Source organism: Paenibacillus enshidis, from assembly GCF_042136365.1.
GTDB classification, from domain to species: Bacteria; Bacillota; Bacilli; order Paenibacillales; family Paenibacillaceae; genus Paenibacillus; species Paenibacillus enshidis.
In genome coordinates, this window is record NZ_JBHHMI010000007.1 from 1 (window position 1) to 14,881 (window position 14,881).

The following is a 14,881-nucleotide window of genomic DNA, read 5'->3' on the forward strand; positions in this document are numbered from 1 at the left end:
GCGGTCGTGGCGAAGGGGTTAACGCACCGGATTGTGGCTCCGGCATTCGTGGGTTCAAGTCCCATCGATCGCCCTTTTATATAATGGGGATTAGCCAAGCGGTAAGGCAACGGACTTTGACTCCGTCATGCATAGGTTCAAATCCTATATCCCCAGCCATTTATATGCGGACGTGGCTCAGCGGTAGAGCATCGCCTTGCCAAGGCGAGGGTCGCGGGTTCGATTCCCGTCGTCCGCTCCATAAAATGTGGCGCCATAGCCAAGTGGTAAGGCACAGCTCTGCAAAAGCTTTATCCCCAGTTCGAATCTGGGTGGCGCCTCCATAATGAGTTGATTTATTGAGTTTACTTGGAATGCGAAACATAAGTAGCAAGAAAATTGAATATTTTTACTTTGCCGGTGTGGCGGAATGGCAGACGCGCTCGACTCAAAATCGAGTGGGGAGACCCGTGGAGGTTCGAGTCCTCTCACCGGTATCAACTATGAAATTAAGCTCTTGGGATTAGGAATCCTAAGGGCTTTTTTGATATCCATAAAGATACCAAACAGGTGCAAGCTGGAGGAATTAGGGATGCGACCCGGATCTGAAAGATCGGAAGCTGATATGGATGAGCCCGTGCTCGTTCGATAAGACAAGAAATTTCCTAAACCAAGTCGAATTTATTCATAACAGTCGGCCATGGATGATTGGTTATATTGGGTTGAGCGCGGATATCTTTTTTGCGTGGAAGGTTCAATTGAAGCAACTGTTTCCCGGTAATCCATCGGGGGACAGTTGCTTATTTTTTTTGAAGATAAAAGTCAGTCCAGAGCATACCCAGACCTAAGGCTAGGTTTAAAAACCGCCCGCAGTCCGTTTTAACAAGAGGGGAACACGTATAAAATAAAGACATAAGAGAGAGACAACGAAAGGCGGTGATCAATCAATGAGAATGGATAGAAACAAAGGCTTGGCCATCCTGCTTATCGCAGTGGGTGTTCTATTTCTGCTCGGTACCCTGTCTCCGGCATTCGGTTATCTGATGAGTGAGATTATGAGTTATCTGATCCCGGTCGCTATGATCGTGCTCGGGTACTACGGAGTCAGAAGCGGCAATATGGTGATAGGTTGGATCATTTTGATCCTGGGTCTGCTGATCCTGATCGGCAAGCTGTCCTGGCTGATCGGTCCGCTTCTTGCGATCGGACTTATCATTTTCGGGATTTTCCTCTTAAGAAGCCGGGGACGCAGATATTAATGTTAGGAAGGGAGCATAGCAAATGAGTGTATTTCGGCGCATGCGGGATATTACGGTGGCAACGTTCAACGAAGCGTTGGAGCAAAGCCAGGACCCTGTTCGAATGATTGACCAGTTTCTTTCCTCCACACGGAGGGATATCGCGGAAGCGGAGAAGCTGCAGCAGCAGTATTCGGTACACACAAGACAGATGAAGCTGCAGATGGATCAAGCGCTCTCGATGCAGAACAAAAGGGAAGAACAAGCGTTGCTGGCATTGAAAGCAGGCGAGGATCATGTCGCCAAGCTGGCGCTGCAAGAGAAAATGCTCTACGAAGAAAAAGCGCAGCAGTATACGGAGCTTTGGGGGCAGAGCAGAGAATCGCTTCAGGAGCTTGAATATCAGCTTGAAGAGCTGCGGACAGAGTATCAAACCGTATACAGCAAAAGACAATATTATGTTGCACGTATGGAAACGTTGAATTTGCAGCGTCAACTGAATGAGCGTGCGGGTACATACGGCGGAAGAAATCTTCCCCGGATGTTTGACCGCCTGGACAACAGGGTTGCAGATATTGAAGCAGAGACATACAGTCTGCGGGAGCTGCGCCGTTCCGAGGCCGGATACAGTGACAGCCGGCAATCCCAAGGCTCCGTATTGGATCAGGAGCTGGCAAGATTAAAGCAGAAGCTGAATAACGAAAGAAAGGAGTAGACAAGAGATGACCAAGTTATACCGGTCAAGCCGGGACAGAATGATTACAGGAGTGAGCGGCGGGTTATCTGATGTCATTGGCATCGATTCCACCTGGATCAGGATTTTGCTGCTGGTCAGCATTCCTTTTACCGGGGGAGCGACGATCCTCATTTACTTTATCGCCGCACTCGTAATTCCTAAAGAGTCTTATCCGCCGCATAATGGCTATGGACATTCAGGCGGCTCGTTTCAACAGGGATATGGCAGCGGGCCGTATGGAAGTCCATATGGCAGAGAGCATCACCAAAATTACGGTCATGGTCAAGGCTTTCATAACGGTCAAGGCCAGCAGCAACAGCAGGCTTCCTTCGGAAACAAAGGCAGCGACCTGGACTCCATGATGGAAGATATCGAAAAAAAAGCCATGAAGAAGGAATTGGCGGAACTGCGTAAAAAAATTGCGGATTTAGAGAAGGGAGAACATAAATAATGGGAATCTTTAAAAGAATGAAGGATATGACAAGAGCTTCGATTAACGACGTACTGGATAAGGTGGAAGATCCGATTGTGATGCTGAATCAGTACCTGCGCGACATGGAGAGCGAAATCCATGAAGCCGAACTGACGGTAGCAAAGCAAATGGCGAACGAGCGCCGCATGAAGCAGCGTCTGGAAGAAGCGGAACGTGGAGCCATTGAACGCGAGAAGCAGGCGGAGGCCGCACTTCGCAACGGACAGGAGGAAGTAGCACGCAAGCTGCTGGAAGAGAAAATTTACTTTGAACAAAAGAAGGACGAATACCGGGAGCTTCATACCCAATCTTCGGAGCAGGTAAAATCCCTTGTTCAACAGCTGCATGACATGAAGGACGAGTTTTATAAAATGCGCAACAAGCGCAACGAGCTCGTATCCCGTGCCCAAATGGCCAAAGCCAAAAAGCAGATGTCGCAAATCAGCAGCGTGAATACCATCGAGAGCGGCAGCGCATCTCTCGGCTTCCACCGTATGGAGGAAAAAATCATGCAAATGGAAGCGGAAGCCGATGTATTGCGGGCGCCGTACCGCCCCGGAGCCGGTCAATATGTGAATCCGGCTGATGCCGAGAAGCAGCTCAAGGTGGATGAGCAGCTTGAGCAGTTGAAGAGCAAGCTGCAAAAGAGTGGCGACAAACCGCAGGCCTAAGAGCTACTCGATATTGTAGCAATATGATATGCTATATGGAATGAGCTCTGAAGACCGTTCCATATGATCGGAGAAGCCATGCGTCCGTTTCTAAAGAACGCCGTTATGGCTTTTCCTTACCTGAAAGAAAGGGGGTGCGGCATGGAGAGGAGAAAAACGGCTCTGGCAGGCTGGGTTTTGATCGTCATTGGTCTGCTTGCGCTGTTTCATCAATTTATAGGTTTTTTCACCATCGTCGCACTGATTCTGATCTTTGCAGGCGTATATAAAATGCAAAAAGACCGTCTCAAAAAAGGATATATGCTGGCGGCGATTGGCGGCGTGCTGCTCGTACTGGACAATCTGGTGATATTCATTGGCATTACCCTGATTTCGCTTGGAGTTTTCTATTATAAAGCACGCAAAGTACAGCCGCATGGCACGGCGATGTTCAAGCAAAACTTCATGTCCAACTATAAATGGGATGAAGGGCCCTGGACTCTCCGTAATGCAAACATATGGCATGTGCTTGGCGAGATGGATGCGGATCTTTCGCTTGCTTTGCCCGAGGAGCGGGAGACGGTATTTTATATGCAGGGAATTCTGGGGGATATTGATTTCTGGATTCCTGAATATTATGGGGTTGAGGTTGAGGCCGTTGTGGTGTTCGGACAAATTCAACTCGGCCGGGATATGGATGTGGGAGTGCTGAATCGGTTGGTATGGAAATCTCCAAATTATACGGAGAGTGAGTACAAGGTTAAATTTATCGTTTCATATGTGGCAGGAGATGTACGCTTTCAATTTATATAGGAGCAGGAGGAGCCGGGTATGAATGATCGAAAAACATCCAATATGGTCACCCGCAGTATGGGTGAAGGCATCCTCCTGTCTCTCATTGTGGGGGCTGTCTTCCTGTACATGGCCAATACATATGGGTATATGAAGCCTATTTCTGAGTGGAGAGTAGGTATACAGTTCGGGGCTGCGTTATTATTTCTGCTGGCTGGGCTGGGAGCCACCTTTGGATTTTATCAAAGCTACCGGGTAAAAAGAAGGCTGGAGCAGATGCGTGAAACCCTGCTGATGTGGGAGAAGGGCAGTCCGTCCAGGGAGCTTCCCGAGCTTGGCGCGGATGAAATTGGCAGGCTTGGCGAGCAGCTTGGCCGTATCGGGAGAAAGTGGGAAGAGCAGGTATCCTCGCTGCAGCGCTTATCCACAAATAATGCACAGCTTGCTGAACAGGCCAGAATATCTGCTATTGTGGAAGAAAGGCAAAGGCTGGCTCGGGAGCTGCATGACGCGGTTTCGCAGCAGCTTTTTGCCATTTCCATGACCGCTACGGCTGTAGGAAGAACACTGGAGAAGGATTTTGCCAAAGCCCAGCGCCAGGTGGCTCTGATCGAAGAAATGTCGGCAGTGGCCCAGTCGGAGATGAGAGCGCTGCTGCTCCATTTAAGACCGGTGTATCTGGAAGGCAAGCATCTGGAGCAGGGGATCAGGGAGCTCGTCAATGAGCTTCAGCTTAAAGTTCCGATGGAGATTGATTTTGAGATGGACAGCGGAATCCGTCTTGTCAAGGGTGTTGAAAATCATTTGTTCCGTATCATCCAGGAGGCCATGTCGAACACGCTTCGCCATGCCAAGGCGACGAGGATGGAAATCCGCATACAGCAGCGCTCGGAGCTGCTTCGCGTCATGATCCGTGACAACGGGGTCGGCTTCGAGCTTGACGACAAAAAGCAGGCTTCCTACGGATTATCCACCATGCAGGAGCGGATCAGCGAGGTTGGCGGAGCGATTCAATATATTACGGCACCGGGAAAGGGAACGCGTATTGAAATTTCGGTTCCCGTCATGAACGAAGAAAGCGGGAGGAACGAGAGCGATGGATAACGGTACGGACAATCCAATCAAAGTGCTGCTGGTGGATGATCATGAAATGGTGCGGATCGGCCTGGCGGCCGTACTCGGCACGGAGGACGGAATCGAAGTCGTGGGTGAGGCGGGCAGCGGTGAGGAAGGCATTCGGCTTGCCACTGAATATCAGCCGGATGTGATTCTCATGGATCTGGTCATGGACGGTATGGACGGCATCGAAACGACCCGGCAGGTGCTGAAGCTGCAGCCGCAATGCAAAGTCATTGTGCTCACAAGTTATCTGGATGACGAAAAAATGTATCCGGTCATCGAAGCAGGCGCCTTCAGCTACCTGCTCAAAACGTCACGCGCAGCCGAAATCGCGGATGCCATTCGGGCTGCCGCACGGGGACAATCCGTACTGGAGTCCCAGGTGGCCTCCAAAATGATGGATAGATTCCGCAGGCCTCAAGCAGAGGCACCTGCTCACGCCGACTTGACCGAAAGGGAGATGGAGGTGCTGCGGCTGCTCGCCCAAGGCAAATCCAACCAGGATATTGCGGATGAACTGATCATTGGCATTAAAACGGTGAAATTCCATGTGACCAATCTGCTCGCCAAGCTGGGGGTAGAGGACCGGACACAGGCAGCTATTTATGCATACAAGAACGGTTTGGCCGAGTGAAAAACAGCCACTGGACCACAGTGTAATGCACTGAGGTTCAGTGTTTTTTTTGTGCAGGCTTTTGTTGGTTGAACACCGAGGGATGGGGTAAAATAGAAGATAAGAAAAACTTTCAAAGAAAGAATGGGGAGCTATGGCTGAAAATCGAATGATGAATAAAGTGCAAACTCCAGGCGCAGTGTTTTTCATTTTCGGGGCGACGGGTGATTTGGCCCGCCGCAAGCTTTATCCTGCAATCTACAGCCTATACCGGGAAGGCAAACTCGGAGAGAACTTTGCTGTGATCGGTGTTGCGCGCCGTCCGCGTACACCGGAGGAATTTCATAACGATTTATATGAATCTGTCCGGGAATTTTGCCGCTACAAGGCAGCAGACAGCGGGGATTGGGACAGATTCGCCTCGCATTTTGAATACAAATCGCTGGATATTAACAATGTGGAGGGCTTTCATGAGCTCCGGCAGCAAACCGAGACGATGGAAGCGAAATTCGGCATCCCCGGCAATCGGCTGTTTTACCTTGCACTGGCCCCCGAGTTGTTTGGGAGCGTATCGAACAGTCTGAAAGAAGGCGGTATGCTTGAAGGGGCAGGCTGGAGCCGCCTCGTTATCGAGAAGCCGTTCGGCTATGATCTGGAGTCGGCAGAGCGTTTGAACCAAGAAATCCGCGAGGTGTTCTCTGAAGAGGAGATTTACCGGATTGACCATTATCTCGGCAAAGAAATGGTGCAGAATATTGAGGTCATTCGTTTTGCGAACGCATTTTTTGAACCTTTATGGAATAACAAACATATTGCCAATGTGCAAATTACGCTTGGGGAAACGGTCGGCGTAGAGGAACGCGGTGAGTACTATGATCATTCAGGAGCGCTGCGCGATATGGGACAGAATCATATGCTGCAGATGCTGACCATGATCGCCATGGAGCCGCCAAGCCGTCAGCTTCCGGAGGATATCCGGGATGAGAAGGTGAAGGTGCTCCGTTCCCTCCGTCCGTTGGCCTCCAATGAAGACGTCATGATGAATGTAGTTCGCGGGCAGTATACGGCAGGCACCTACCGGGGCAAGGAGCTTCCTGGCTACCGTCAGGAGGACAAAGTGAATCCGGAATCCACTACCGAAACGTACTTTGCTGCCCGTGTATTTGTAGACAATTTCCGCTGGGCGGGGGTTCCCTTCTATATTCGGACAGGAAAGCGTCTGCCGGTAAAGACAACGGAAGTCGTTGTGGAATTCAAAGGCATGCCTGATAACGTATACTTGGGCAAGAAATATAAACTGGAGCCCAATCTGCTGGTCATTCGCGTAAATCCGATGGAAGGCATTTACGTGAAGATCAATGCGAAGAAGCCGGGCTCCGAAACGGAAATCGAACCGCTGGCTATGGATTTCTGTCAAAGCTGCAGGGTGGGAATCAATTCACCCGAAGCCTATGAACGTCTGCTGCAGGATGCAGCTGAGGGGGATTCCACCTATTTCACCCGCTGGGATGAAGTGTCCACGGCTTGGGCTTTTGTGGACCGGATCGCCAAGGCATGGCAGGAAACGCCGGACTCCCTGGAGAGCTACCCTGCCGGAACCTGGGGACCGGAAGGAGCGTACCGGCTGATCGAACAGGATGGCTTCAAATGGTGGCCGGTCAATGGCCAGGAGGAAGACAATGTCGTGTGGAAGGTAGAATAGTCTAAGGTCACATCCTCATTCGTCTTTCGGCGGATGGGGATGATTTGTGATCAGAGTATGCTATAATACATAATGATTTCATCATTAAGCGAGGGTTGTTTTGATGCCGATTTGATCGTTTGAAAAGCGGATAGAACGTTCTGATTTTGAATAGATTGCGATAATGAACAAGTACTTATGGGACGAAGGGAAAAGTGAAATGAGCAAAACATTGGATAACCAAATGCAGCAGGAGATCGACAAACGTCGTACCTTTGCGATTATATCCCACCCCGATGCGGGGAAAACGACTTTGACGGAGAAGCTGCTCCTGTTCGGGGGAGCGATTCGTGAGGCAGGCACGGTCAAAGCCCGTAAAGCAAGCAAGCATGCCACCAGTGACTGGATGGAAATCGAGAAGCAGCGCGGAATCTCGGTTACTTCCTCGGTCATGCAGTTTGATTATAACGGCCACAGGATAAACATTCTGGATACCCCTGGTCACCAGGACTTCAGTGAAGACACCTACCGTACCTTGACGGCTGCGGACAGCGCCGTGATGCTGATTGACGTGGCCAAAGGCGTGGAGGCGCAGACGATCAAGCTGTTTCAGGTCTGTGCCAAACGAGGCATTCCTATTTTTACGTTCATTAACAAGCTTGATCGGGAAGGGAGAAATCCGTTCGATCTGATGGAGGAACTGGAGCAGGTGCTTGGTATCCGCTCCGTGCCGATGAACTGGCCTATTGGAACCGGACGAGACCTGTGCGGCGTATACGATCGTATGCAGAGTCAGGTGGAATTGTTCCAGGGAGACGATCACTCTACCATCCAGGTGCAGAAGGTTGAAGATTACAACGATCCGGTCATCCGGGAGATGGCCGGCGAGTTTTTGCACGATCAGCTTTGCCAGGATCTTGAGCTGCTGGATGTGGCTGGCGATCCATTTGATATGGAAAAGGTTCAGCGTGGTGAGCTGACGCCGGTATTTTTCGGCAGTGCCATCAACAATTTCGGGGTGCAGACATTTCTGGAGAACTTCCTGAAGCTTGCGCCAAAACCGGAGCCTCGCAAGAGCACCGCCGGCTTGATTGAGCCTACAAATGAGAAGTTCAGCGGATATATCTTCAAAATCCAGGCGAATATGAACCCGGCGCACCGTGACCGGATCGCCTTTCTGCGCATCGTGTCAGGGAAATTCCAGCGTGGCATGAGCGTTAAGCATGTACGGGCAGGCAAAGAGATCAAGCTCTCGCAGCCGCAGCAGTTTCTGGCACAGGACCGGGATATTGTACAGGAAGCTTTTCCGGGTGATATCATCGGCTTGTTCGATCCGGGCATCTTCCGGATTGGGGATTCCCTCAGTCAAGGCAGCGAGGTTGTGTTCGATGAGCTTCCGACCTTCTCTCCGGAAATCTTTGCCAAGGTAACGGTAAAAAATGCGCTGAAACATAAGCAGTATCAAAAAGGCATCGACCAGTTGACAGAGGAAGGCACCATCCAGGTGTTCCAGACTGTGAGTTTTGACGATACGCTGCTGGGGGTTGTCGGTCAGCTTCAGTTCGAAGTGTTTGAGTACCGTATGAAGGGCGAATACGGGGTGGATGTTCAACTGCAAAGAATGTCGTATCAGTTCGCCCGCTGGATCATAGATGAAAATATTGATCCAAGCAAATTCCGCATCAACTCGACGCTTGTCAAAGATAAGAAAGGCAATTATGTCGTCCTGTTCGAGAATGAATACGCGATGAGAACTGCGATGGAGAAAAATCCGACTGCGAAGTTCCTGGAGACGGCGCCATAATAGCACTGTTTCAAGGTACCAGGACACGGTTAAGTACCGGAAAAAGCCGGCGTCTGTGATGTTGCAGACGCCGGCTTTCATTGTGGGGATTCATTTTAAGGGCTGCGGGTTTACCTGCTTCAGATGCTCATGCAGAATATGAACCATTTCGTTCTGGCGGTTTTGATCCAGGTTGGGCCAGATCATTTCAAAAACGGCCCCGAGACCGGGAAGGGCGGCTTCCGGCCCGTGAATGGAGCCTTCGATCATATGCCTCAGGTCTTCTTCCGATTCTCCATGCACCTTGTGGATAATGGCCTGGCGCAAATCAAGCGTGATGGGCATGATGTTGTCCCTCCCGAGATGATCTGGTTCAAATGAATCCATAAACAGTTTTCCCTAAGCACGCCTCAAGTATGTATGCACAGGATTGTCAAGCCCATGCTGATGAATACGCAGGTCTTGTTATGCTATACTAGGACGGTAGAAATGTGACATTTTCGGGAGGAAGATATATGGCTAAAAAGCAGTACGCGGTCATTGGAATGGGACGGTTTGGTTCCAGTGTGGCCAATGCCCTCGGTGAAATGGGATACGATGTACTGGCCATCGATTCCAACGAACAACGTACCCAGGAGGTTGCCGAGATGGTGACCCATGCCGTGACGGCTGATTCCACCGATGAAGACGCCCTGAGGGCGCTCGGCATCCGCAATTTTGATGTTGTGGTGGTTGCCATCGGTGAAGATATACAAGCAAGCATTTTAACGACACTGATTTTGAAGGATATGGGCGTCCCGGTGCTGATTGTAAAAGCCAAGAATGAATTGCACGGCAAGGTGCTGCAAAAAATAGGGGCAGACAAGGTGGTTTATCCGGAACGGGACATGGGCTTGCGGATTGCGCACCATCTGACTTCGCCGAATATTTTGGATTATATTGAGCTGTCGAAGGATTACAGCATTTTTGATATGAGAGCGCCGAAAGCCATGCTTGGCAAGAACCTGAAGGAGCTGGATATCCGCGCACGCTATGGATGCAACGTGATGGGGATTCGGCGGGGCCAGGAAATGAACATTTCCCCGAGTCCTGAGGAACGTCTGGCTGCAGGAGATGTTCTGATCGTAGTGGGCCACAAGGATCATCTGGCCAAGCTTGAGCAGGCTTTTACGGATTAAACAAGAATGAACAAGGAATGGATGAAGCAAGCATGGAATTGATGTCCCCGAACAACCCGCGCGTAAAAGAGTGGGCCCAACTGCTGGAGAAGAAGCATCGTACACGGCAGGGAAAGTATATCGTAGAAGGTGTACATTTGGTACAGGAGGCGCTGCGTTCCGGAGCCGACGTGGAATGTGTTGCTTATGACATGGAAAAGGGGATCCCGCACGAGCTAGAGAGTTATGCACAATTGCCTGACCGTCACCCGGAGTGGGCAGCCGTTTCAGCAGCGGTGATTGCGAAGTGTACGGAAACGAAGACACCCCAGTCAGTATTTGCGGTTGTGCATAAAGAAGCCAGTCCAGCAGACGGGCTTCTTCATCAGCAGAACGGCCTGGTGATCGTGCTGGACGGGGTGCAGGACCCGGGCAATGTTGGCACGATTATCCGCAGCGCTGATGCTGCGGGAGCGGCAGCGGTTGTGCTGGGGCACGGTTGTGCGGATCTGTATAACCCGAAAACAATACGCTCCACCATGGGCTCAATGTTTCATCTGCCCGTTGTGGAGGCTGAACTGACACAGGCACTGGCTGCCGCCAAATCAGGCGGAGCACGCGTCGTCAGCACGTCGCTGCAGGCGAGCCATTCCTGTTATACATACAATTTCAGGCAGCCTGTTTGGCTGGTGATCGGCAATGAAGGACAGGGCGTCTCGGATGCTGTTGCAGCCTTGGTGGATGACAGCATCCTGATCCCGATGACCGGGCAGGCTGAATCTCTTAATGCGGCCATGGCAGCAACAGTACTGCTGTTCGAGGCGATGAGGCAGCGTCTTTTTTAACCAATAGTAAGAGAAGACGATACTAAAGGGGAAAGACAAAAACAAAGTAGTTTTGGTTGTTAGTTGTATAGCAGTATGTGCGGTGATATAATAAATTGAGGTGATATGCTTGGATGAAAAAATACTTGCAATATTAACTAAAATACAAGAACAAGTGTCCCAAACGCAGGAACAAATGAACCGCATGGAAGGCGACATTTCGGGCATTAAAGAAACGGTCAACCGAATTGAAGCACATCAGCATGACGGTTTGGTAGCAACACTGGAACGAATCGACCAACGAGTCGAAGTCATCTTCAAATGGAAAGAAGACACCGATAAGGTTGTCGATATTCTTGCCGCAAGAACAACAAGACTTCAAGCAACACTGAATACCTCATCTTAGAAGGATTTGTTTGGCATTTGTGGACAGGCGAGATATATATTATAGGTACATAATACTAACTGCAAGGTGCATTGATCTAATATGTAGCGCGGCTCCCGTAGATTTCGGGGCCGCGTTTTTCTGCTGTAAAGATTCGTTTTCATTCGGATGTGGCGATTTATTCTCCATGAACCAAGGGTCTATTCCATTTAATTCTCCAGCATAATCTTCTCTAGTTCATCCAGCATTTGATTGGCTGCAAGCACGCCACCGGCAGTGTTCCAGATTACATCACTAACTTGATGGGCGTTTCCGTTTTTAACTGCCCCTAAATTTTTCCAAAGTGGATCGTTTGTCCACTCTGATTCAGTGGCCAGCGCTTCCTGATCTCCATCAGGAGCATAAGTGAAGTAAAAAAGGATATCCCCGTCCATTTTAGGAATCACTTCTTTCCCAACCTCGATCGCAAGATTCCCCAGTTTATTTTCAGCTGTAAAGAGCGCTTCTTGCTGTTCTGCACGTTTAAATCCAAGTTCATTGAAAATAACTCCAGAGAAAGAATCGGTGTAATAAATTCGGGTTTTACCAGCCATAAAACGAATAACCGATACTTCCTGATTGACTTTATCTCCTAGTTTTTGTTTGACTTGCGCTATGTGATTATCATATTCCTCTAATACTTGATTTCCTTCTTGTTCTTTATTTATGGCCTTTGCATATAGCTTGAGATTTTCTTTCCAGTCGCCTCTTAATGTATCCGAAAAAACGGTTGGAGCAATAGCTTGCAACTGCTCATAAATGTTTTCCTGACGCATTTTAGTGCCAATGATAAGATCTGGTCTTAGAGCAGCAATGGCTTCTACGTTCACCTCGGATTCTGTACCCACAACCTGCGCATCCTTCATCTTATCCTGAATATGTTCATACCATGGATTCCCGGTCCATGACTTTACAGCTCCAACCGGAGTTACCCCCATGGCGAGCAGAGCTTCTGTTCCTTCATTGGTTAAAACGACAATACGTTGAGGCGTTCCTTTGATCTCTGTTGTCCCCATCGCATGCTCTACCGAATATGTTTCGGTTGTTGCTGTTGCTGCTGCTTCATTCTTTGCTTCTTCCTTTGTGCCACAAGCACTTAATAGCAAGGAAAATATTAGTCCCAGCATCAGCAGACTCCAAGAAAACCTCTTCAATTAAGTAACCTCCAATGATGATAATGATTTTCATTTACAAAAAGAATGATATAATTCAGAGAGCAGAATTGTCAATTCCTTTATTGATCAAAATTCTCATTGACTATTATCCCGATTTTACTAGACTGAAAATAATGAGCAGAAAGGGTACATAAAACATGATTTTTCAAACCACACCAAAGAAAACGGCAGGATTAATACTATTTGGCTTTTTACTTATGTGTTGCCTGACGGCAAGTGTCATATATGGCTACGTAGATACAAATCCAAGTACGGTAATAGAATCTTTCACAAAATTTAATGGTTCAAACGAACATATTATTGTTCAGAATGTCCGCATCCCACGTGCGCTGATCGCGGCAGCTGTGGGGGCAAGCCTTGCCATAGCAGGGGCAATATTGCAGGCACTGACCAAAAATCCGCTCGCCTCAGCCGGAATATTGGGGATTAATGCCGGAGCGTCTTTTTTTATCGTTTGTGCTGTTGTTGTTTTTTCTGTACATTCGCTTCAAGTGTTTTCCTGGCTCGCCTTCCTTGGCGCGGCTTTTGCCGCCGCTCTGGTGTTTATGATCGCTTCGATCGGCAAGGAAGGACTTACTCCTATTAAGCTTACGCTTGCCGGTGTTGCCATTGGAGCTGTGTTATCATCATCGACGCAAGGACTGCTTGTGTTAAATGAAACGGCACTTGACGAGGTATTGTTCTGGCTGGCGGGCTCTGTGCAGGGGCGTAAGTTGGAAGCATTAATTAACGTACTTCCTTATCTGATCGTCGCCTGGCTTGGTTCGATGCTGATGGCTGGAAAAATAAATCTTTTACTGCTTGGGGATGATGTTTCGCGGGGATTAGGTCAGCGTACACAGCTTGTGAAAGGGATACTGGTACTGATTGTTGTGTTGTTAGCCGGAAGCTCAGTCGCGATTGCCGGACCGATTGGCTTTGTAGGCGTCATGATCCCGCATTTTGCCCGCGCATTTGTTGGCACAGATTATAGATGGGTGATTCCTTACAGCGGGGTATTTGGTGCAATATTGTTGCTGGCTGCCGATATAGGGGCAAGGTTCATTCTGATGCCGCAGGAGGTTCCTGTCGGTGTCATGACAGCCGTGATTGGAACACCGTTTTTTATTTATATTGCTCGTAGAGGAGTCTTAACCAAATGAAAAAGCAAATAGCTCTACGAATGGGTAACGGGGTTTCACTATTGTTGAATCAGAAAGCACTTCTGACTTCGGGATGCTTACTCATTTTAACTTTGCTTCTTGTCTTGCTGAGCACCGGAATGGGAGATATGAATATTTCTCCGTTTCGGGTCCTGCAGGCTATTTTTGGCAGAGGGGACGACATGGAGAGACTTGTTGTTACATCCATTCGTCTTCCCCGTATTTTAATGGCATTGTTTGTTGGTGTTGGTCTGGCTATAGCAGGCTGTATTCTGCAGGGACTTGTGCGCAATCCGCTGGCTTCGCCGGAAATTATTGGAGTTACAGGAGGAGCTGGTGCTGCAGTCGTTTTGTTTCTGGCTTTATTCAGCGATCGGGATACCGGGTCATTGATGATCAGTATTGAGTGGCTGCCGCTCGGTGCGTTCTTGGGCGCGACCTTAACTGCCTTTATCGTTTATCTGCTCTCTTATAAGCATGGAGAGGTGGTACCCTTGCGGCTGGTGCTGATTGGAATTGGTATTGCCGCCCTTATGCAGGCTGTCACGACTTTTTTTATGATTCTTAGTCCTATACATACAGCCAGTCAAGCGAACATTTGGCTGATTGGTACGGTCAATGGAACGAATTGGGGGGATATTGCTGTATTGGCTCCCTGGATTACGGTCATTAGCCTGGTGACCTGGATTGCTGCACGCAAGTTAAATATACAGCAACTGGGAGATTCTCTTGCAACCGGACTCGGGAGCAATGTCGGACGTCAGAGACTCTATTTGCTGCTTCTTTGTACTGCTTTGGTTGGAGGGGCGGTTGCATTTGCAGGCGGCATTGGCTTTGTCGGATTAATTGCTCCTCATATTGCGCGTAAGCTTGTTGGTTCCGCTTATGGAGCGCTTATTCCCGCAGCGGCGCTGATCGGGGCTTTGCTCGTGATGGCAGCGGATTTAATTGGCAGGACCCTATTCTCACCTTTAGAAATACCGACGGGTGTTTTTACCGCTGCGATCGGGGCTCCATATTTTATTTACTTGCTGTTGAAAAGCAGAAGCACTTAGGGATTAAACAGGGGACGGGAATTATATGCCGTAAAAGTAAA

The 14,881-nt window shown here is 49.2% G+C and carries 16 protein-coding genes and 5 tRNA genes; 19 read left to right on the plus strand and 2 right to left on the minus strand.

The genetic code is table 11. The features are described 5' to 3' along the window. The 14 genes from ACE41H_RS09935 (at nt 1) to ACE41H_RS10000 (ending at nt 9,084) form a co-directional block, all read left to right on the plus strand. Nucleotides 1–73 (plus strand) — tRNA-His (locus ACE41H_RS09935). Nucleotides 74–84: 11 nt separating this feature from the next. After that, nucleotides 85–159: transfer RNA gene (locus ACE41H_RS09940), tRNA-Gln, on the plus strand. Between the two features lie 7 nt (nt 160–166). Then, nucleotides 167–241 (plus strand) — tRNA-Gly (locus ACE41H_RS09945). Nucleotides 242–249: 8 nt separating this feature from the next. Continuing rightward, nucleotides 250–323: transfer RNA gene (locus ACE41H_RS09950), tRNA-Cys, on the plus strand. Between the two features lie 72 nt (nt 324–395). Next, nucleotides 396–476: transfer RNA gene (locus tag ACE41H_RS09955), tRNA-Leu, on the plus strand. A 450-nt stretch (nt 477–926) separates the two neighbouring features. Beyond that, entirely contained in the window at nt 927–1,238 is a 312-nt protein-coding gene (locus ACE41H_RS09960) for a LiaF transmembrane domain-containing protein (RefSeq protein WP_375355076.1), read from the plus strand. A 22-nt stretch (nt 1,239–1,260) separates the two neighbouring features. Beyond that, nucleotides 1,261–1,932 carry a PspA/IM30 family protein gene (locus ACE41H_RS09965; protein ID WP_375355077.1) on the plus strand — a complete coding sequence of 224 codons (672 nt, stop codon included), beginning with the start codon at nt 1,261–1,263 and terminating at the stop codon, nt 1,930–1,932. 7 nt (nt 1,933–1,939) lie between these two features. Beyond that, nucleotides 1,940–2,404 (plus strand): PspC domain-containing protein, encoded by a 465-nt coding sequence (locus ACE41H_RS09970; protein ID WP_375355078.1) that lies wholly within the window; start codon nt 1,940–1,942, stop codon nt 2,402–2,404. Continuing rightward, a complete protein-coding gene (locus ACE41H_RS09975; protein WP_375355079.1) occupies nt 2,404–3,096 on the plus strand; it encodes a PspA/IM30 family protein in 693 nt (230 codons plus the stop codon). The genes ACE41H_RS09970 and ACE41H_RS09975 overlap by 1 nt, the downstream gene beginning before the upstream one ends. A gap of 141 nt (nt 3,097–3,237) precedes the next feature. After that, on the plus strand, nt 3,238–3,888 hold the full coding sequence (liaF, locus tag ACE41H_RS09980) for a cell wall-active antibiotics response protein LiaF (RefSeq protein WP_375355080.1): 651 nt from the start codon (nt 3,238–3,240) through the stop codon (nt 3,886–3,888). Between the two features lie 18 nt (nt 3,889–3,906). Continuing rightward, nucleotides 3,907–4,971, plus strand: coding sequence for a sensor histidine kinase (locus ACE41H_RS09985; protein ID WP_375355081.1), 1,065 nt, complete (start codon nt 3,907–3,909; stop codon nt 4,969–4,971). Beyond that, nucleotides 4,964–5,620 carry a response regulator gene (locus tag ACE41H_RS09990; protein WP_375355082.1) on the plus strand — a complete coding sequence of 219 codons (657 nt, stop codon included), beginning with the start codon at nt 4,964–4,966 and terminating at the stop codon, nt 5,618–5,620. Before ACE41H_RS09985 ends, ACE41H_RS09990 begins: the two co-directional genes overlap by 8 nt. A gap of 133 nt (nt 5,621–5,753) precedes the next feature. Next, nucleotides 5,754–7,301 carry a glucose-6-phosphate dehydrogenase gene (gene zwf, locus ACE41H_RS09995; protein WP_375355083.1) on the plus strand — a complete coding sequence of 516 codons (1,548 nt, stop codon included), beginning with the start codon at nt 5,754–5,756 and terminating at the stop codon, nt 7,299–7,301. A gap of 199 nt (nt 7,302–7,500) precedes the next feature. Then, the gene (locus ACE41H_RS10000) at nt 7,501–9,084 is read left to right on the plus strand and encodes a peptide chain release factor 3 (RefSeq protein ID WP_375355084.1); all 1,584 of its coding nucleotides are present in this window, start codon (nt 7,501–7,503) and stop codon (nt 9,082–9,084) included. A gap of 90 nt (nt 9,085–9,174) precedes the next feature. Here the strand turns inward: ACE41H_RS10000 and ACE41H_RS10005 are convergent, their stop codons facing one another. Beyond that, the gene (locus ACE41H_RS10005; protein WP_375355085.1) at nt 9,175–9,408 is read right to left on the minus strand and encodes a small acid-soluble spore protein SspI; all 234 of its coding nucleotides are present in this window, start codon (nt 9,406–9,408) and stop codon (nt 9,175–9,177) included. A gap of 170 nt (nt 9,409–9,578) precedes the next feature. Between ACE41H_RS10005 and ACE41H_RS10010 the strand changes: the two genes are divergently transcribed. The 3 genes from ACE41H_RS10010 (at nt 9,579) to ACE41H_RS10020 (ending at nt 11,450) form a co-directional block, all read left to right on the plus strand. Then, complete coding sequence (locus ACE41H_RS10010; RefSeq protein WP_375355086.1) at nt 9,579–10,241, plus strand: potassium channel family protein; 663 nt, start codon at nt 9,579–9,581, stop codon at nt 10,239–10,241. 32 nt (nt 10,242–10,273) lie between these two features. Beyond that, nucleotides 10,274–11,065, plus strand: coding sequence for a TrmH family RNA methyltransferase (locus ACE41H_RS10015; RefSeq protein WP_375355281.1), 792 nt, complete (start codon nt 10,274–10,276; stop codon nt 11,063–11,065). A gap of 109 nt (nt 11,066–11,174) precedes the next feature. Next, complete coding sequence (locus ACE41H_RS10020; protein WP_375355087.1) at nt 11,175–11,450, plus strand: hypothetical protein; 276 nt, start codon at nt 11,175–11,177, stop codon at nt 11,448–11,450. Between the two features lie 188 nt (nt 11,451–11,638). Here the strand turns inward: ACE41H_RS10020 and ACE41H_RS10025 are convergent, their stop codons facing one another. Then, entirely contained in the window at nt 11,639–12,622 is a 984-nt protein-coding gene (locus tag ACE41H_RS10025) for an ABC transporter substrate-binding protein (RefSeq protein WP_375355088.1), read from the minus strand. A gap of 158 nt (nt 12,623–12,780) precedes the next feature. On the opposite strand from ACE41H_RS10025, the gene ACE41H_RS10030 reads away from it, so the two are divergent. Then, a complete protein-coding gene (locus ACE41H_RS10030; RefSeq protein ID WP_375355089.1) occupies nt 12,781–13,785 on the plus strand; it encodes a FecCD family ABC transporter permease in 1,005 nt (334 codons plus the stop codon). Next, a complete protein-coding gene (locus tag ACE41H_RS10035; protein WP_375355090.1) occupies nt 13,782–14,840 on the plus strand; it encodes a FecCD family ABC transporter permease in 1,059 nt (352 codons plus the stop codon). The genes ACE41H_RS10030 and ACE41H_RS10035 overlap by 4 nt, the downstream gene beginning before the upstream one ends. Nucleotides 14,841–14,881 lie beyond the last annotated feature (41 nt).